Below are 19,445 nucleotides of genomic sequence, written 5' to 3' on the forward strand. Positions count from 1 at the left end.
CAAGATGAAGAAGTGGGGGATCGCCCTGACCTTGATCGGGGCAGCCGTCCTCGTGCTGTCCGTGGTCCTCGCCGCCATCCTCGGCGCCGTCGGCCTCGGCGGATCGACCCCCGACGAGGGCGAGGTCGTCGCGATCTCCGGGCCGACCACCATCCCCGTCGCCGCAGACGAATCGATGTTCCTCTACCACGCGGAGACCGGCCCGAGCACGTCCTGCGGCATCTTCGATCCCAGCGGGCAGATGCTCACCGATGCTTCGTCGCTCGTCACGAGCAGCTTCACCCACGAGGGCGAGACCTACACCTCGTTCGCGGAGTTCGGCGGTTCCGGCATGCCGGCGGGCGACTATGTCGTCGAATGCGATCAGGACGGCATCATCGCGGCACCGGCAGTGGACGCGGCGGGCATCGTCGGCGGAGTGTTCGGGATCCTCGGCGGGGTGTTCGGCGGATTCCTCGGCTTCGCGCTCCTCGTCGTCGGCGTGGTCCTGTGGATCGTCGGTGCCAGGAGGATGCAGCGCTCCCATTGAGCCGGATCCGAGCTCGGGCGGAAGCACCGCCCGAGCCGATCCGGATCGGCGGGTCCCGTCAGGACCCGCCGGTCCGGCCGGCCTGACCGGCGGCTGCGACAGCGTGGTCGTAGGCGGCGGTCAGCGCTCCGTCACCAGTGAAGGTCCGGCGGAGGAGCTGCCAGGGCACGAAGTCGGCGCTGCGGGTGGATCCCTCGGCGTCGGCCGTGGTGCTGATCCGCACGAACGGTTGGCCGGCGCGCGGATCGTCGGGCTCCAGCTCGGCACCGTAGCGCCAGCTGCCGCTGCCCGCCCGGCGCAGCACTTCACCCACGAACCGCACGGCACCCGCAATGAAGAACTGCTCGCGCTCCGCGGAGAGTTCCGCGGCGTCGTCGAAGCGCGCTCGCAGCTGCCGTTCGAGGCGAGCCAGGGAGGCGCGATCGAACTGCCATTCGCCCGGGTTGGCCTGGTCGCCCACCCAGGCGGCGACTGCCGGCTCCACGGTCCCCAGGAAGGTGTCGAGAAACTCCTGCTCGCTCTGCGACGGACGGTCGGCCGAGGCGCCGGCCGGCTCCAATCCGGTGCTCCTGCGCGGGGGCATGCCGCCCTCGCCGAAGCCGGCCAGTGTCCGGGCCAGGGCGGTCACGAACACCTCGGCTCTGCGCTGCTCGAGCGCGGTCAGCAGCAGGCCGACGACCGAGACCGGCTCGCCCTGCGCCTGCCCGGCGGCGGAGTCCGGGCGGATGAAGGGCATTCCGTGCCCGCCCACCCCGCGCGGGTCGAAGTCCCATTCCCCTCCGACCGCGCGGAGGAACGTCTCGCCGACGTAGCGCATGACGCCCTCGGAGAACGTCTGGTTCTCCGGCATCGCCAGGGCTGAGGGCCCGGGCAGCCGAGTCAGCGCGTACGCCTCGACCCAGGGCAGGGAACCGGGTGAGAAGTCCTTGACGAACTCCTTCTCCCCGCCGTCCTCGACGGTGATCGTGTCCGGCAGCTCGATGTCGACGAAGGTGCGCAGCTTCACTGGCATGTTCGTGAGGAAGGCGCGGAATTCCGCGTGCTCGGCAGCGTCGGCGGGCTGCGGCGTGTCAGTGCTCATGTGCACCAGCCTAAGTGCACCCGGCCGTTCGCGGCTCTCCGCAGGGAGGATTCGGGAAGCCGCAGAACCACTGCTGATCCGGCTTCGAAGGCGGGGCGCGGTCACTAGCGTGATCCTCATTCCAGCACTCGGAGTGCCTCCGTTCGGACCGCCTCTGGGTGCGGACGTGCCGAGCACGTCCGGCAGACCGAAGGGGACCTTGATGGAGAAGATCGCGGAATCGGATTCCGGCGCTGCACGAAGCGCTGTCGTCTGGGACGAGCCGACTCAGGAGATACCGGTGGGACTCGGTTCGGCGAGCGCTCTGAGGGAGACGATGCTGCTGCGCTCTCACCACGATCAGAGCGTGCGGTGGACTCCGGGGGAGCGCCTCGCCTCGCTGTTCGAAGAGGTGTGCGACCGGCTGCGCGCCGGCGAAGCGGCAGACCGGCTGGCCGTGGATGCCGGCACCGTGAGGCTGTCCTACGAGGAGCTCGATGCGCGGGCCAATCAGCTCGCCCGCCATCTGCTGGCCGACGGCATCCGCCCCGGCGATCGGATCGCCCTGCTGTTCGACCAGGCCGTGTGGTCGTACATCTCCATTCTCGCGGTGCTGAAGATCCACGCGGCCTTTGTGCCCCTGGACGCCGGCTTCCCCGCGGACCGGATCGGCTACATCGTCGACGACGCAGAAGCATCCCGCGTGCTGACCCTGAGCCACCTGGCGCACCTGCTGCCCGGAAACGGCGTCCGCGCGCTCAAGCTGGACCTCGCCGCAGGGGAGATCGAGCACGCGTCGACGGACCGGCTCGGCGAGGACGAGCAGGGCGAACCGGTCTCGGACCTGGCCTACGTGATCTACACCTCCGGCTCCACCGGGCGGCCCAAGGGCGTCGCGATCGAGCACCACAGCATCTGCAACTTCGTCCGGGTGGCCAGTGAGGTCTACGGCTACCAGGCCGACGACCGGGTGTACCAGGGCCTGACGATCGCCTTCGACTTCTCCGTCGAGGAGATCTGGGTGCCGTGGATGGTCGGAGCCACCCTGGTGCCCAAGCCCTCGCCGACGAGCCTGCTGGGCGCCGACCTCGCAGAGTTCCTCATGGAGCAGCGCATCACCGCAATGTGCTGCGTGCCCACTCTGCTGGCCACCATCGAGGACGATCTGCCGGATCTCCGCTTCCTGCTCGTCTCCGGCGAGGCCTGTCCGCCGGATCTCGCCGAGCGCTGGCATCGGTCCGACCGCCGGTTCCTCAACGTCTACGGGCCCACCGAAGCCACTGTGACCGCCACCATGGACGTGGTCCGCCCCGGCAACCCGATCACCCTGGGCCAGCCCCTTCCGACCTACACGGTGATGATCCTCGATCCCGAGGAGCCGCGCGCATTGCAGCACGGGGAAACCGGCGAGATCGGAATCGCCGGCATCGGCGTGGCCGCCGGCTACATCAATCGGCCGGACAAGACCGACGAGGTCTTCATCGACGACTTCCTCGGCATCGACAACAACACCTCCGGACGCATCTACCGCAGCGGGGACCTGGGCCGGATCACCGAGGACGGGCTGATCGAGTACTTCGGCCGGATCGACACCCAGGTCAAGATCCGGGGGTACCGGATCGAGCTCTCGGAGATCGAGTCGGTGCTGTTGCAGGTGCCGGGCATCGCCCAGGCCGTGGTCGACACCTATGAGTCGGCCCCCGGGATGAAGGAGCTGGCGGCGTACTACACCCTGCGCAGCTCCGTCAGCGAGCTCGACCCGCGTGACGTCTGCGAACAGCTGCGCGAGCGGCTGCCGGCGTACATGGTCCCCACGTTCTACGAGCAGCTGGCGACGATGCCGATGCTGCCCAGCGACAAGGCCGACCGCAAGAGCCTGCCGATTCCGCGCAACCGCGTCAGCACCGGCAGCGAGGTCGAGTACGTCGCTCCGGAGACCGAGGTGGAAGCGGCCTTGGCAGAGAACCTGGGCCGCATCCTCAGTCTCGAGCGGGTTTCGGTCGAGGCCGACATCTTCGACGATCTGGGCGCCAACTCCCTCCTCATCGCCCATTTCTCCGCCGCTCTGCGCTCCCAGACGGAGCTGCCTCCGGTGGGAATCAAGGTCATCTACGAGAATCCGACGATTCGCGGGCTCGCAGCGGTGCTGCACACTGAGCCGGCTCCCTCTGCCTGGGCCGAGGACGATGTCCGACGCCTGCCGGGGCGCGCCTCTGCTCTCGAGCACGTGATCTGCGGCTTCCTGCAGACCGTCATCGCCGGAAGCTACTTCTTCCTCATGATGTTCGCCGTGGTGGCGGGTTACGAGTGGACCATCAGGGGAGCCGGACTGCTGGAGATCTGGGGACGGTCGCTCGTTGTCGGGGTGGCCTTCTTCATCGTCCTCTCCATCGCTCCGATCTGCCTCAAGTGGCTCATCATCGGCCGCTGGCGGGAGCAGGAGATCCGGATCTGGAGCCTGTCCTACGTCCGATTCTGGTTCGTCAAGACGCTGATCCGGATGAATCCCCTGGTCTTCTTCGTCGGCACCCCGATCCTGCCGCTGTACCTGCGTCTGCTCGGCGCGAAGATCGGCTCCGACGTCCTCATCCTGTCTCCGACGATTCCCGTCTGCGCCGACCTGCTGACCATCGGCTCCGGCACAGTGATCTGCAAGGACAGTCATATCCTGGGCTATCGCGCCCGGGACGGCTGGATCGAGACCGGTCCGGTGACGCTCGGAGTCGACGTCGTGGTGAGCGAGAAATCGGTTCTGGACATCGGCTCGACAATGGGCGACGGCGCTCAGCTGGGTCACGGCTCATCGCTCCAGAAGGGTCAGACCGTTCCCGCAGGCGAATCCTGGCACGGGTCGCCGGCAGTTCGGGCCGAGGTGGAGTACCGCCAGGTCGAGTCGGTCCGACCCAGCAGACTGCGCCGATTCCTCTACGGCGCGGCGGTCCTCATCGGGAGCAGTGTCTCGCTCGCACCGACGGGCCTGCTGCTCATCGCAGTGGTCGTGCCCTGGTACGTGGGAACGGGCCACATGAACTTCGCCGACCCCTGGTTCTACCTCGATCTGCTCCTCGTAGCGTTCGCGCTGCTGACCGCGGCGCTGCTGTTCGCGCTGATCACGGTGGCGACGGTGCCGCGAGTGCTCAATCGGCTGCTCGTTCCCGGCAAGGTGTACCCGGTCTACGGTCTGCATTACGCTGTCCATCGCCTGATCCTGACCATGACCAACTACTTCCCCCTCATGCACATCACCGCAGACAGCTCCCTGGTTGTGCATTACCTGCGCCTGCTGGGCTACAAGCAGCCGAACCTCGTGCAGACCGGATCGAACTTCGGACCTGAGGTCACGCACGAGAACCCGTATCTGACGACCATCGGATCGGGGACGATGGTGTCGGACGGGCTGTCCGTGATGAATTCCCATTACTCGAACAACTCGTTCCGGCTGAACCCGGTGGTCGTAGGCTCCAGCAACTTCTTCGGCAACGACGTGGCCTACCCGGCAGGTGCACGAACGGGTGAGAACGTGCTCTACGGGAGCAAGACCATGGTGCCGATCGACGGACCGGTCCGGAACGACATCGGTCTCCTCGGGTCGCCGGCGTTCGAGATCCCCCGCTCTGTCGACCGGGACGCCGCCTGGCAGCTCAGCGGTCCGCAGCTTGCCGCCGGCCTGCAGAGCAAGAACATCCACAATGCGGTGTCGATCGAGCTCTACCTGATCAGCCGCTGGATCCTCGTCTTCGCCGCGCTGCTGTCCTTCGCGTTGGCCCTGACCCTTCTTCCGGACGTCACCGGGTTCGGACTCTTCGTGGGGTGGCTGGTCTTCTCCACCTTCTCGATCTCCTTCGGCATCGCGCTGGAGTGGGCCACCCAGGGCTTCCGGCGGATGAGGCCGACTGTCTGCTCGATCTACGACGAGAGGTTCTGGCGGCACGAGCGCTTCTGGAGGTTCATCGAGTATCCGCCGCCGTTCCTCGACGGCACCCCGTTCAAACCGCTCGTGTGGCGTCTGCACGGCGTGAGGATGGGCAAGCGGGTCTTCGACGACGGCTGCGTCATCCCGGAGAAGACCCTGGTCACCATCGGCGACGACGCGACCCTCAACTTCTCCAGCATCGTCCAGTGCCACTCGATGGAGGACGGGGCCTTCAAGCTCGATACCATCAGAATCGGCAACGGCGTGACACTGGGCATCTACATCTATCTTCACTACGACGTCGAGATGGGTGATGGCTCGATCCTTGAGTCGGACTCCTTCCTGATGAAGGGTGCCCGAGTTCCGGCAGGTGCGCGGTACGGCGGGAATCCGGCCGAGGAGATCTCGACGTGAGCCAGGCGGACCACCGGACTGCCGAGCTCCGGCGGCCCGGTGGTGCCGGCGGCACAGGCTCGGGCGCACGCGCCGGAACCCGATTGATCGGAATCGATGCGGCGCGCGGGCTGGCTCTTGTCGGGCTGATCGCCGTTCACATCCTGCCGGCCGAGATCGACGAGACCGGTGACCCAACCGTTGCGTTCCATCTGTTCTACGGCAACTCCGCCGCCCTCTTCGCACTTCTCGCCGGGGTGGGACTGGCGCTGTCCTCTGGCGGGCGCAGCCCACATCAGGGGCGGCGGATGGTGGGGGATCGCCTGGGGCTCGCCGTGAGGGCAGCCCTGATCGGGACCATCGCACTGATCGCGGCGGCGATCATGCCGAACGGCGGTTCGGAGCCCGGCATTCTGCTCTATTACTCGGTGTTCTTCCTGCTCGCGATTCCGTTCCTGCACCTGGGTCCGCAGTCTCTCTTCCTCAGCGCAGCGCTCTTCGGGCTGGCGGGTCCGCTGCTCCTGCAGTACGTGGGCCCGCTGCTGCCGGAGTCGTCGGCCGACAACCACACCCTGGTGAATCTCGTCGGCGAACCCGCGGGCACAGCATCCGAACTGCTGCTGACCGGCATCTATCCGGCGCTGCCCTACATGTGCTTCATCCTGGCCGGCCTGGGCATCGGCCGCCTGGATCTGCGCAACACCTCGGTCGTGGCCCGGATTGCCGGAATCGGCGCCGCACTGGCTGTTGCGGCCACCGGAATCTCATCGATCCTGCTCTACGGCTTGGGCGGTTACGAGCGACTGCTCGAAACCCCCGGGATGACCGAGGACCTCCTGTACGAGGCGATCGCCTTCGGACCCGACACAGTTCCCAATGACTCCGCGTGGTGGTTCGCCCTGGTGACTCCCCACACGAACATGCCCTTGGCGATCGCCGACAGTCTCGGTCTCGCACTCCTGGTGACCGCGCTCTTCATTCTGGCCGGACGAAGATTCGTCCGCTGGTTGACGCCGCTGGCCGTCACGGGAACCATGACCCTGACCCTCTACACCACGCATCTGCTGGTGCTCAGCACCGAGATCCACGAGGGTCTGCCCGCAGTGTGGTTCGTCGTGCACCTTGCAGTCGCCGTGGCGTTTGCGATGTGCTGGAGCCATTGGCGGGGACAGGGTCCGCTGGAGCGACCCGTGACCGCGATCGTCAGGCGCTCGCGACAGCTCGTCGACCCTCCGAGTCCGGGCGACTCGACGGGCCCGATGGCGAAGCGCGATGCGATGAGCCGGTGAGCGTCGGAGCGGCGATGCGACGATCCATGCTCAGCGACGTGCTGCCTCCGGGCGCCTGCGGTGAGGAGTGCTGCGGGGATCTGGCACCGGTCGGAGCACCGGCCGCCGAGCTGGCGGTGGTGCAGACGGCCGCACCGGGGCGGCGCAGGGAGTACGGCACGGTCCGGGTGCTCGCGCGACGCGCACTGACAGCGCTTGCTCCGAACGACCGGCTGCTGGTCGCCTCCCACGCGCTGGTGCCCGGTGCCCGCGGCGCGCCGACCTGGCCCGAGGGTATCGTCGGGAGTATGACGCACTGTGCGGATTACCGTGCGTCAGTGGTGGCACGGTCGAGCCGGTATGCGACGATCGGTCTGGATGCCGAGCTCAATCACGAGCTGCCGGCGGCGGTGCAGGATCTCATCTGCCGGCCGGAGGAGCACGCGATGATCGCGGAGCTGCAGCGGCGGGACGCGCGCGTCGCGTGGTCAGCGGTGGTGTTCAGCGCGAAGGAATCGGTGTACAAGGCCTGGTATCCGCTGATGGGAACGTGGTTGGACTACGGTGACGTCGCAATCCGGATCGACCCGGAAAGGCGGACGTTCCGGGCCCGTCTGGAGGGACGCCTCGGCGCCGGTCACGTGCGCATGCTGCGCTCCCGCACGATGAGCAGCCTGACCGGAACCTGGTGCGCCGGTGAGTCGCTCATCCTCACATCCGCCAGTGTGCCCCGTCACAGGTGACTGACAGGTGCGAGTCTGTACACTTCACCTACTGCAAAGACGTCCCGTGTTGCAGCCCTGCTCGACTTCAGGAATGTCATGAGACTGCGAACTCGTCGGAAGACTCTCGTCATCGCCGCCGCAATCGGCGCGGTACTCGCGTTGCTCCTCGCGCTCATCCTTGCGCTCTTCGCGGTGGGAAACCTGGCTGGTGACTCCGACGTGCTCGTGGACGATTCCGACCCGACACCGGACGACCCGCCGCTGGTCCAGCATCTCAAGAAGTTCCAGGCACTGGCCGACGAGTACGGCGACCGGTCAGCACGGGGGCCCGGTTACGAGGCGGCTGCCGAGTATGTGGAGGAGCAGCTGGCAGCGGCCGGCTACGACACCGAACGCCAGTACTTCACGTTCGAACGGCGCGGCGAGGAGTACGAGACATTCAACGTCATCGCCGAGACTGACGGCGGCAGCGAGGACTCCGTCGTCATGCTCGGAGCCCACCTCGACGGAGTGCGCGGGAGTGCTGCGATGAACGACAATGCATCGGGTGTCTCGGCGCTGCTCGAGGCGGCGAAGGCCGTCCAAGCGCAGGGTGAGCCGACCAACACCGTGCGCTTCGTCTGGTGGGGCGCGGAGGAGTACCGGAACTCTCCGGGTTCGCGACACTACGTTGAGGACCTGGCGGAGAACGACCCGGACGAGCTCGACGCGATCGCGGCGTATCTCAACTTCGACATGATCGCGTCGCCGAACTACGTGATCGCGGTGTACGACGCACGGTCCGGCGAGGACGAGGCGCGGTTGGAGGTTCCCGACGGCTCGGTCGAGGTGATGGACATGTTCACGGACTACTTCGACTCGCAGGACCAGCCGTGGGTCGGCACCGGTTGGGACTTCGATTCCGATCAGGTGGCTTTCGCGCACGAGGGCGTGGCGGTGGGCGGCCTGTACTCGGGTTCCGATGAGCGGAAGACACCGCGCGAAGCGGCGCTGTTCGGCGGCACCCCCGGCAAGAACCGTGACCCCAACTATCACACCGACGACGACGACATCGAGAACATCAACATGGAAGCGCTGACGATCATGTCGGATGCGATCACCCACGCCGCGACGACTCTTGCCCGCGACGCCACCGCGCTCGAGTGAGCGGGTGTAGGGCGAGCGCGTTGGCCGCGAGCGTCAGTCGAACTCGACGAATGCGAGCAGGACCCGCAGCGCCGGCGTCGAATCGATGACCAGCGGACCGGTGCCGGAGTGCCTGGCGATCGCCCGCATCGCGGCATCCTCCGTCACAGTGGCCAGCAGGCTCACGAGCTCCTGCAGCGCGATCGTCGCCCGACCGCCGAGGCGCTCCAGCAGTGCCCCGATCACAGCTGCGAACTGCTGCCGGTGCGCCTGCACCAGTTCCTCGTACTTGTCCCGCAGCTCCGGGACGCGCATCGCGTGCAGGCTGATCTCCCGCTCTGCGAGGACCCAGTCGACGGTGTAGGCGTTCTCCGCGAAGTACTGCTGCACCGCATCGGCGACAGCGGTGTGCTTGTCCGCCATGTCGGCCGCCGAGTTGAAGGCCTCCTCCAAGCCGTCGTCGGCCACCGCGTGGATGCGGTCGACGGCCTCATGGATCGCCGAATCGCAGACCGCCAGCACGAGTTCGTCTCGCGAAGTGAAGTTCGAGTAGAAGGCTCCGCGGCTCAGCCCTGCCGCCTCGGTCAGCTCCTCGATCGACGTCCCGGCCACGCCCTTCGCTGCGAATACCGGGATCGCGGCGCTGATGAGCTTCTCCCGGGTGCGCTTCCGGCGGGGGGTGATGGGCACACTGCTGCACGCGTTCCCGCCGGTGACCGACTCCTCGCCAGCCTTCATTCGGTTCTCGACCTCTTCGCCTCTCGCGCTTTGCCGGACTCATGACACGGAGCAGGGGTGATTTGCCAAGCTTCGCGCGTCAACGAATAATACACAATTGTATTCAATACATCTTTGTATCGAGAGCGGTAGCGTGTCCACATTCCTGTACGAACTCGGGCGCAGCGCCTTCCGGCGGCGCAAGACCGTCGTTGCCATCTGGGTGGCTCTCCTCGTGGCCCTCGGCGCGCTCGCAGGGATCCTCGCCAAGGACTTCGACGATGAGTTCACGCTGCCGGGTTCCGAGTCGCAGCAGGCGCTCGACTCCCTGAACCTGACCTTCCCGGAGGTCAGCGGGACCGGCGCCTCGGTCATCGTCGTCGCCGCCGAAGGGGACGAGATCACCGGCGATCCCTACCGCGCCGAGATCGAGGAATTCGTCGAGGACGCCGAGGACTTCGCTGATGTCACCGCCGTGACCTCACCGTTCATGGCGGGACTCGAAGGCGTCGTCAACGCCGAGGAGACCGCCGCCATCGTCAACCTCCAGTACGACGGCGACCCGGCCGAGCTCGGTGACCCCGCCAAGCAGGTCCTCGTCGACGCTGTCGACGCGCTGGCCGCCCAGCTGCCGGCGGGAGCCGAGGCGTCCGCCGGCGGTGGACTCTTCTCCGTCACCGGGGTCCATATCTCCTGGGTCGAGGCCGTCGGCGTGGTGATCGCATTCTTCGTCCTGCTCTTCACCCTCGGTTCGCTGCGGGCGGCCGGGATGCCGCTGATCACCGCGCTGCTCGGGGTGGCCATCGGCATGATCCTGATCGTGCTGTCGACCGCAGTCGCCACGGTCAACTCGACGACCCCGATGCTGGCGCTCATGCTGGGTCTGGCCGTGGGCATCGACTACGCACTGTTCATCGTCTCCCGCGCCCGCGACCTGATGGCCGAGGGGCACTCGGCCGAGGAGGCGGCCGCCCGGGCGACCGCCACCTCGGGCTCGGCCGTCGTGTTCGCCGGCGTGACCGTCATCATCGCCCTCGTCGGACTGGGCGTGGCTCGGATGCCCTTCCTCACGGTGATGGGCGTCGCCGCTGCCGCCACGGTCGCGATCGCCGTGGTGATCGCCGTGACGATGGTGCCGGCGCTGCTGGGTCTCGCGGGGGACAAGGTGCGACCGAAGCCGGCGAAGAAGCGCGCCGACGGCACCGATCGCCCGCGGCCGGACCAGCGGTTCTTCGGCGCCTGGGAAACCGTCGCCACCAAGGTTCCGGCGCTGACGGTGGTCCTGGTCGTCGTCGGCCTGAGTCTGTTCGCGCTGCCCGCCTCGCGGCTCGAACTCGCCCTGCCGGACAACGGCAGCGCGGAGGAGGGGTCGCCTGCCAAGATCAACCACGACCTGACCGAGGAGCACTTCGGTCCCGGCTACAACGGGCCGCTCGTCATGACGGCGGGAATCCTCTCCTCGACCGATCCGTTGGGCGACATGCAGGCCCTCGGCGAGGACGTCGAAGCGGTGGACGGCGTCGAAGAGGTCGTGCTCGCCGTCCCCAACCCCACGGCCGACACGGGAATCGTGCAGATCATCCCTGAGTTCGCTCCTGACGACCAGCGCACCAACGACGTCGTCCACGAGCTGCGGGAGATGGCCCCGCAGATCGAGGACGAATACGGCTTCGAGACGGCAGTCACCGGCAGCACCGCCGTGGCGATCGACGTCTCCGAGCAGCTCGGGCGGGCGCTGCTGCCGTTCGGCATCTTCGTCGTCGGCCTCTCGGTGATCCTGCTGACCATGGTGTTCCGCTCCATCTGGGTGCCCGTCAAGGCGACCTTCGGCTATCTGCTCAGCGTCGTCACCGCCTTCGGCGCGGTCGTGCTCGTCTTCCACGACGGGCTGTTCGCCTCCGCCCTCGGACTGTCGGAGACCGGTCCGGTCATCAGCTTCCTGCCGATCATCCTCATGGGCATCCTGTTCGGCCTGGCCATGGACTACGAGGTGTTCCTGGTGTCCGGCATGCGCGAGGCCTACGTCCACGGAGCCGGTGCCCGCGGCGCCATCCGGAAGGGCTTCATGTCCTCGGCCCGGGTGGTCAGCGCGGCCGCGATCATCATGTTCTCGGTCTTCGCCGCGTTCGTGCCGGCCAGTGAATCGATCATCAAGTCGATCGCGCTGGGCCTGGCGGTCGGCATCTTCGTGGACGCGTTCATCGTCCGGATGACCCTGGTGCCGGCGGTGATGGCGCTGCTGGGGGACAGGGCCTGGTGGCTGCCGGGCTGGCTCGACCGCATCATGCCGCGCTTCGACGTCGAGGGCGAGGGCCTGTTCCACCAGGTCGAGCTGCGCGACTGGCCCGAGCCCGACTCCCCGTATCGCGCATATGGGGAGGGCCTCGGCGTGGGCGACCCGGCGAGTGCTCGACCGGGCGGACTGCGCTCGGGAGCTGGGGGCGCCTCGGGAGCACTGTTCGCCGGCGTCGACGTGGCGCTGCTGCCGGGCCAGGTGCTGACCGTCACCGGACACGGCACCGTCGCATTCCTCCTGACCCTGACCGGCCGGCTCAATGCGGACCGGGGCGAGCTCAAGATCGGCCGGTTCGTCATGCCCGAGCAGGCAGGCAAGGTGCGCGCCCGCACACCCCTGGTCGTGCTCGACTCCGCCGAGGACTCGCTCGTCTCCTCGGCGCGAGAGCTGGCGAAGCTCGCCCAGGAGCCGCCGGAGCTGCTGGTCGTCGACCGGGCCGACAGCCCCCGCGACGAGCGGACCGCGCGGCTGCTGACCGAACTGGTCCGGTCGGCGGTGGACTCCGGCTCGGCCGTGGTGCTCGGCGTCGACGATCCGGACGCCGATTGGATGATCCCGCCGCAGTCGACCTACACACTCCTCGACCTCGACATCCACCGGGGCGAGTCGGAGCCCGGCAGCGCGGATTCCGCGTCCGCGCCTGCTCCCGCGAGTCCAGAATCCGCTCCCGCGCAATTCCTTGGAGGACACCGCTGATGGCCCTGTTCGAACGCGCCGACTCCGGCCGCAGAGTCACCTGGTTCTCGATCCTCGGCCTCATCCTGATTCCCGTCGTCATCGCCGGCGGCTTCGTCTTCGCAACCTGGCAGGCCAACGACCGACTCGACTCCGTGCGCGCCGCGATCGTCAACAACGACGAAGGCGCCGAGGTCGACGGCCGGCAGGTCCCGCTGGGACGCCAGCTGACGGCCGGCCTCGTCGACACCGAGGAGGACAACTTCGACTGGGTGCTGTCCGATGACGAGGACGCGGCTTCGGGCCTGGCCGCCGGCGACTATGCCGTCGTCATCACCATTCCCGAGGGCTTCTCCCGCGCGGTCATGTCCTCGGCCGGGGACGACCCGCTCCAGGCGCGGCAGGCGACGATCGACGTGGAATCCTCGCAGGTGTCGCCCGTCGCCGACGCCACGATCGGGCAGGCGATCGCGAACGCGGCACGCAACCGGTTCAACACCGAATTCACCGCCCAGTACATGGACGGCATCTACCTGGGCTTCAATGAGATGGGCGAGCAGTTCCGCGACGTCGCCGACGCTGCCGGGCAGCTCGACGAGGGCACGTCCCAGCTCGCCGAGGGCACCGGTGCGGCCGCCGCGGGAGCGGGGGAGCTGGCCCGGGGCATCGAGGAGCTCGATGCGGGATCCGGCCAGCTGACCGACGGCGCGGAGGGCCTGGCGACGGGGGCGTCCGAACTCGCCGACGGGACTCGCGGGCTCTCGGACGGAGCCGGGGAGCTCGCCGATGGTCTCGGACAGCTGGCCGACGGCACCGCCGAGCTGCCCGACCAGACCCGGCAGCTGGCAGACGGCGCCGGGCAGCTCTCCGAGGGGGTCGACGAGTACACCCGGGGAATGGACGAGCTTGTCCGACAGCTGAGCTCCTTCGGCGAAGGTGGTTCGGGGGACGACGCCGGCGGTTCGCCTGACGAGCTGATCGACGGCGTCGACGAGCTCGCCGACGGCTCCTCGGCACTGGCCGAGGGCATCGAGGGGATCAAGACAGGGCTGGGCCGGTACCAGCAGGAGCTGGCGGACCAGGCCGACGGGGCCGAGCGGCTCGCCGGTGCGCAGCCGGACCTCGACGGACTCGTGGAGGCCGGTTTGATGACCTCCCAGGAGGCCGAGGCGACCCGCAGCCGGATCTGCACCGCACCGGACGCTGGCGGGCAGCTTCCGGCGGAACAGTGCGAGCCGCTCGAACGCGTCTTCGCCGCCGGGCTGCTCGCGGGCACCGCCGGCGGCCTGGGTGGTGCCGCGGCGGGCCTCGATGCCGAGGATCCGAACACGGGAGAGTCCCTCACCTCAGGTCTGACCGCCCTCGCCGACGGTGCGCAGGTCCTGGACGAGGGAGTGAGCCGGCTCCGCGACGGACTGCAGGAGGGCCTCGGCGGTCTCGGTGAGCTGATGGACGGACTGGGCCAGTTCTCCGACCAGGCCGACGAGCTGCTCGACGGCTCGCAGCAGCTGCGGGAGGGCGCCTCGGGCATGGCCGACGGGACGGACCAGCTGGCGGACGGAATGGGCGAGCTCAGCGAGGGGATCGGCGCCTCGGCCGACGGCGCGGATCAGCTGGCCGACGGCACCAGCCGGCTGGCCGACGGCGCCGACCAGCTTGCGACCGGCGCCGGGGAGTTCAGCACGGGGCTGAGCCAGTACACCGATGGCGTCGGCCAGGTGGCGACCGGCACGGGAGACTTCGCGCTCGGCCTGGAGGAGCTCGACTCCGGCACGCAGGAGCTCGTCGAAGGCACGAGCCAGCTGGCCGACGGGCTCGAGGAGGGCGCGGACCAGGTGCCGTCCTACACCGCGCCCGAGCGGGATTCGCTCACCGAGGCCGTCGCGCAGCCGATCGCCGAGGACGAAGACCTGCTCAGCTCGATCTCGACGGCCTCGACCATCGCACTGCTGCTCGTGATGACGCTCTGGCTGGGTGCGCTGATCACCTACACGGTGGTCCGGGCAGTGTCCGCCACCGCGCTGACCTCGTCGAAGTCCTCGTGGGCGATCCTGGCCCGGGGACTGCTCCCGGGCATCCTGGTGTCGCTCGTGCAGGCCGCAGGGCTGACGCTGCTGGCACAGATCGTGCTCGACCTGAACTTCTTCGACCTCAACGCGCTGCTCATGCTCGGGCTGTTCGCCGGGGTCGTGTTCACGGTGGTCAACTTCGCGCTGGTCGCGTGGTTCGGGGGTGTCGGACGGTTCATCTCGGTCATCCTTGTGGTGCTGGCCGTGGCAGGCCGGGCGCTGAGCGCGACTCCGGAGTTCTTCTCCGCGGTGCAGCCGTTGCTGCCGCTGACGCCGGCGTTCCAGGGGGCGACGGCGATCGTGACGGGAGTTCCGGGACTCGGCGGGGCGTGGGGCGGCCTGCTCGGCTGGCTGATCCTGGGCCTGGGCGCGTCGATTATCGCGGTGGCCCGGAACCGGGTGCTGAAGCCGGGCCAGGTCAGCCGCCTGGCGCGCGGGTAGGGCGCTTATTCGATCTTGCGGTTACTGATCGCTGAAATTCCTGCAACTCCCAGCGATCAGTAACCGCAACTTGGAGCTTATTCATGCGCTCGGCGGTCATCGCCGACCCCGACCCAAGTGTCTTCGGACGCTGTCGACCACATTGCGCGTCGGCGTTCTGCGAGTGACTCGGATGATGTGCCAGCCTGCTTCGGCCAGTGCCTCGTAGCGGCGAATATCGGTCTCCCACTGCCGCACATCAGTTCGATGGTGATCGCCCTCGTACTCCACCGCGAGCTTCTTCTCGACATAAGCCATGTCGGGGTGGACTGCGGAGCTGAGCCGCGGCAGCCAGACGGCCGGTTGAACTGATGGCTCCGGCAACCCGGCGTGAATCAACGCCCGGCGCAACTCGGTCTCCTTGGGCGAACCCGTGCCAGAGCGCGAGTCGACCAGCGCCCTGCGAAGAACACTCCGACCAGCGAAGTGCTTGGTTCTCTCCAGGAATCGTGCGAGGTCGACGTGTCGGGCGTGGGGGCCGCCGTGCCAGTCGCCCATCAGCGCTTCCAGCACGACGATCGCGTTCTCGTGGTCGAGGTCGGGAGCGATCTGCGCCAGTGTGAACGGGATCGGAGTGACTCTGATGTCGAGAAGTTCTTCACTGACCAGATGGCGGGACCTGTGTCCGCGAATCCCGGTGATTCGCACCTGCGAGCCACTATTGGGCGTGGTGACTTGGACAGCATCAGGCACACCTCGCGGAACCGGCAAGCCGTGCAGCACCGCCGCCGACCAGTGGCTGGCAACTGCGTCGGGGCGGAGGTCCTGGACGGCCGACACCGTCGTGTAGACCTCTTTCCACCTGGAGTCGGCCCAGCTCGGAACCGCGCGGGCTTCACCGTCCCCGACGTAAGCGCCGGTGATGATGCGCCGAGCGCGACTGTCCTTCCGAAGTGCGTGATCAGTCACCTGATGATCAGATCGATCCCCGTATCGGAAGGTCGTGGGCAGGTGCTCGTACTTCATGAGCCGTGACGATAATGTCCGCCGACTCGGCACAGGTGCGCCTGGCCGAAGCTGTGGACAGGGACACCTCATCCCCACCAGCAGGCTCCCGACGATTCCGGGCCGTCCACAGGTGCGGATGCTGCCGATTCTGGTGCGGCTGAAGGGGCGGCCGAACTTGAGGGGTGGCTGCGGAACTCTGCGGTTACTGATCGCTGAAAGGAGAGGATTTTCCGACGATCAGTAACCGCAAGTTGGTCCTGCCGCCCGCGGGCTATGTGACTGCCGCCCGCGGGCTACGTGGCTGCCGCCCGCGGTCTACGTTGCTGTGGCGCGGCCTTCGCGGGCAGCGGGGTCGGGCTCGACGACTCGGGAGCGCACCAACCCCAGCGCCCATACGCCCGCTGCTCCGATGGCCAGCAGCATGACTGCGTAGCCGATCGCCTGGGGGCTGGTCCAGCTGATCGCCTCGCCGTGCCGGAGCAGAGCGATCACCTGGAGCACGAAGAAGGCCACCGCGGTGAGTCCGACGGGGCGCACCGCGTCGGCATCACCGCTCAGCTGACCCTGTCCGGCCGCCCAGCCGAGTCCGACCAGCCACGCGCCGACAGCCCTGCCCGTGAGCTCAGTCAGCTCCCACGGCCACAGCACTGCTGCGCTCAGCGGCGCCACCAGGAGGGCGACTCCCAACACCATCAGCACGATGGCGATCGCCACCAGGAGCACCCGGAGGCCGGGGGGAAGCGGCAGCCGGACAATTGTCACGACCTCCGCTGCGGGCCGGCGCACCCGCGTCTGCACCCAGCTGAGGACCAGCATCGCGACCGGCACGAAAGCATAGATCCCCAACCAGATCCAGGTGGCGAGGTGAGCGAGCGGCGGGAACTCGCCGCCCACATGAAAGCGGTCGAGGTGGAGCAGGGTCACTCCGAGTATCAGAGTGGTGAAGACGAACACCGGCCAGACGGCCAACTGAGCCCGGTCCCAGCTCGCCGAGCGTGCACCCGCCACTTCCAGCACCGCGCTCGCCCAGTACGACGCGCCCAGGAAGACCGCGGTCATCGGCGGGTTGACCGTCCAGGCGAACCAGTCCGCCGTGCGCAGCGGGAACACGAACAGCTCCACTCCGGCGAGGAACACCAGCACAGCGGCGATGTACAGCAGCCAGCGCATCGGCGGGATCAGAGGGGTCAGCTCGATTCGGGTTGTCATCGTCCGTCGCCCCTCCGCTTTCGGCCCGGCGGTTCGTCGTGCCGTTCGCGGGCCGGATCGGCAGCTGAATCCGCGGCAAGGCGGCTGTGCAGCATCGAGACCACCGTGGCTCCGTCGCCGACCGCAGTCGCCACCCTCTTGAGCGACCCCTCGCGCACGTCGCCGATCGCGAACACGTTCGGAACGCTGGTCTCCAGCGGCAGCGGCATCCGGCTCGGCACCAGCGTTCCGATGCCCCGGTCTTCCCAGCCGGCGCCGGTGCAGATGAAGCCCGCATCGTCCCGATGCACGATCTCGGGCAGCCACGCGGTGCGCGGCACCGATCCGATCAGCACGAACAGGCCGCCGGCCGCAAGCTCTTCGTCGGCCGCCCCCGTCGTGGCCACGCGGACCGCGGCGAGGAACCCGTCCTCCTCGCGCACACCCGCGACCGAGGTGCTCACCCGGATCGTGACGTTCCGCGTCGCCTTGAGCTGGGCGATCAGGTAGTCGGACATGGTGACGACCAGCGTAGGCCCGCGCACCAGCAGCGTCACGTGCTTGGCGTAGCGAGCGAGGTGGAGCACCGCCTGCCCCGCCGAATTGCCACCGCCGACGACGCACACATCCTTGCCGATCATCGAGGGCGCCTCGGAGACGGTCGCGCCGTAGAAGACCCCGCGGCCGATCATCCCCTCAACCTCCGGAATCCCGAGGCGGCGATAGTTCACCCCGGTGGCGATGACGACGGTGCGGGCCCGCACCTCACTGCCGTCGGAGATGCGCAGGGTTCGGATGCCACCGTCGACCCCGAGCCCTTCCACCCTGCGCATGAACAGGAAGTCGGTGCCGAAGGTCCAGGCCTGCTGGAAGGCGCGGTACGCCAGATGAGCGCCGCTGACGCCTCGGGAGAAGCCCGGATAGTTGCGGATCAGCGAGCTGGTGCCGGCTTGGCCGCCCACGGCCTCCTCCTCGACCATGAGAGTCGAGATCCCCTCCGAGGCGGCGTAGACCGCGGTTGCCAGGCCGGCCGGACCGCCGCCGACGATCACCAGGTCGAAGACCTTGTCGGCCGGGGGCGGGCGGGTGACTGCCAGCGCCTGCGCCACCTCGAGGTCGCTGGGATTCTGGAGCACCGTCGGCGTCGGGGTGAACTCCAGCACCAGGACCGGCAGCTCGGGGTCGTGCAGTCCGAGGCTCCGCAGCGTCTGCTGGGCGTCCTCGGAATCGACCGGGTTGAACGCGACCGGGAAGTGGTTGCGGATCAGGGAGTCGCGCAGCAGGTGGGTGCGCTCGTCGCGCAGCTCGCCGATCAGGCGGACCGGCTGGTACTCGCCGCCCTGCGCGAGGTGCCAGTCGTCGAGGATGTCGGTGATGGCGCCGTGGAACTCCTCGTCGCGCGGACGCTCCGGCCGGATGGCCAGGAAATCGGCGTGGCCTTGGGCCAGGGCCCGGAAGATCGTGGGGGCGCTGGCAAAGTCTCCCCAGGTGGCGATGACCCCGCGCTTGGCCGCAGGGTGGTAGCCGTAGGCCCGCCGCAGGAAGTCGAGGCCCTCCCGGTCGCCCGGACCGTAGCAGCCGAGGATGAGCGCCACCGGCCTGCTCCAACGCCTGAGCCCTTCGAGCACCGCGCGCCCGTGGGCGCGGCTGGCGCACTCCAGGACCTCGTAGTCAGCACCGTATCTCCGACGCATCTCGTCGGCCAGAATGCGCCGCGAGGTCGGATCAGTCGTGGCCAGCAGGATGACCGGCACCGAGCGTTCCATGAGCTTCTTCCGAGCGAACCCCTAGTCGGGGTCGAGGACGATGAAGCGCATGGCGCGGTCGGATTCCTGGCCTTCCACAGCCATCTCACACCTCCGGTCTGACTGGGGGGCTGGGAGCCAAGGGGCTGGAGCCTTGAAGCTGAAGTCAGATGGCTGAAGCCGAGGAGCTGGAATCGTCTGCCACCATGATCCGCCCGGCGCGACGGCAGGTCAATAGAATTCCCGGTCCTTCCGCGCGGGCCTGTTCTCCTTTCCGCCCGCGCATGCCCTCCCTTCTGCCCGCACAGGCCCTC

Annotated in this window: 12 protein-coding genes; 7 read left to right on the plus strand and 5 right to left on the minus strand. The window is 68.1% G+C overall.

What is annotated here, in order from left to right:
• The first annotated feature begins 4 nt into the window (after window positions 1–4).
• Window positions 5–529, plus strand: coding sequence for a hypothetical protein (locus tag LXN01_RS00075; protein WP_236862500.1), 525 nt, complete (start codon window positions 5–7; stop codon window positions 527–529).
• A gap of 58 nt (window positions 530–587) precedes the next feature.
• Here the strand turns inward: LXN01_RS00075 and LXN01_RS00080 are convergent, their stop codons facing one another.
• Window positions 588–1,610 (minus strand): hypothetical protein, encoded by a 1,023-nt coding sequence (locus tag LXN01_RS00080; protein WP_236862501.1) that lies wholly within the window; start codon window positions 1,608–1,610, stop codon window positions 588–590.
• Between the two features lie 202 nt (window positions 1,611–1,812).
• On the opposite strand from LXN01_RS00080, the gene LXN01_RS00085 reads away from it, so the two are divergent.
• The 4 genes from LXN01_RS00085 to LXN01_RS00100 all read left to right on the plus strand — a co-directional run bounded on the left by LXN01_RS00085 (window position 1,813) and on the right by LXN01_RS00100 (window position 9,034).
• Window positions 1,813–5,916 (plus strand): Pls/PosA family non-ribosomal peptide synthetase, encoded by a 4,104-nt coding sequence (locus tag LXN01_RS00085; RefSeq protein ID WP_236862502.1) that lies wholly within the window; start codon window positions 1,813–1,815, stop codon window positions 5,914–5,916.
• Window positions 5,913–7,184: a heparan-alpha-glucosaminide N-acetyltransferase domain-containing protein gene (locus LXN01_RS00090; RefSeq protein WP_236862503.1), complete on the plus strand. Its 1,272-nt coding sequence runs from the start codon at window positions 5,913–5,915 to the stop codon at window positions 7,182–7,184. Before LXN01_RS00085 ends, LXN01_RS00090 begins: the two co-directional genes overlap by 4 nt.
• A 14-nt stretch (window positions 7,185–7,198) precedes the next feature.
• Complete coding sequence (locus LXN01_RS00095; RefSeq protein WP_236862504.1) at window positions 7,199–7,906, plus strand: 4'-phosphopantetheinyl transferase family protein; 708 nt, start codon at window positions 7,199–7,201, stop codon at window positions 7,904–7,906.
• Window positions 7,907–7,984: 78 nt separating this feature from the next.
• Window positions 7,985–9,034 (plus strand): M20/M25/M40 family metallo-hydrolase, encoded by a 1,050-nt coding sequence (locus LXN01_RS00100; protein ID WP_236862505.1) that lies wholly within the window; start codon window positions 7,985–7,987, stop codon window positions 9,032–9,034.
• A 33-nt stretch (window positions 9,035–9,067) separates the two neighbouring features.
• Here LXN01_RS00100 and LXN01_RS00105 read toward each other — a convergent pair whose 3' ends face one another.
• Window positions 9,068–9,751 carry a TetR/AcrR family transcriptional regulator gene (locus LXN01_RS00105; protein WP_236862506.1) on the minus strand — a complete coding sequence of 228 codons (684 nt, stop codon included), beginning with the start codon at window positions 9,749–9,751 and terminating at the stop codon, window positions 9,068–9,070.
• A 133-nt stretch (window positions 9,752–9,884) separates the two neighbouring features.
• On the opposite strand from LXN01_RS00105, the gene LXN01_RS00110 reads away from it, so the two are divergent.
• Together LXN01_RS00110 and LXN01_RS00115 are read left to right on the plus strand one after the other, a co-directional pair.
• On the plus strand, window positions 9,885–12,722 hold the full coding sequence (locus tag LXN01_RS00110) for an MMPL family transporter (RefSeq protein WP_236862507.1): 2,838 nt from the start codon (window positions 9,885–9,887) through the stop codon (window positions 12,720–12,722).
• Complete coding sequence (locus tag LXN01_RS00115) at window positions 12,722–15,211, plus strand: YhgE/Pip domain-containing protein (RefSeq protein ID WP_236862508.1); 2,490 nt, start codon at window positions 12,722–12,724, stop codon at window positions 15,209–15,211. The genes LXN01_RS00110 and LXN01_RS00115 overlap by 1 nt, the downstream gene beginning before the upstream one ends.
• A gap of 96 nt (window positions 15,212–15,307) precedes the next feature.
• Here the strand turns inward: LXN01_RS00115 and LXN01_RS00120 are convergent, their stop codons facing one another.
• From LXN01_RS00120 to LXN01_RS00130, 3 genes are all read right to left on the minus strand, one after another.
• Window positions 15,308–16,159 (minus strand): PDDEXK family nuclease, encoded by an 852-nt coding sequence (locus LXN01_RS00120; RefSeq protein ID WP_236862509.1) that lies wholly within the window; start codon window positions 16,157–16,159, stop codon window positions 15,308–15,310.
• Between the two features lie 354 nt (window positions 16,160–16,513).
• Complete coding sequence (locus LXN01_RS00125; protein WP_236862510.1) at window positions 16,514–17,407, minus strand: hypothetical protein; 894 nt, start codon at window positions 17,405–17,407, stop codon at window positions 16,514–16,516.
• A complete protein-coding gene (locus LXN01_RS00130) occupies window positions 17,404–19,152 on the minus strand; it encodes an NAD(P)/FAD-dependent oxidoreductase (protein ID WP_236862511.1) in 1,749 nt (582 codons plus the stop codon). Before LXN01_RS00130 ends, LXN01_RS00125 begins: the two co-directional genes overlap by 4 nt.
• Between the last annotated feature and the right edge of the window lie 293 nt (window positions 19,153–19,445).

Source organism: Brevibacterium daeguense (genome assembly GCF_021729135.1).
Classification (GTDB): Bacteria; Actinomycetota; Actinomycetes; order Actinomycetales; family Brevibacteriaceae; genus Brevibacterium; species Brevibacterium daeguense.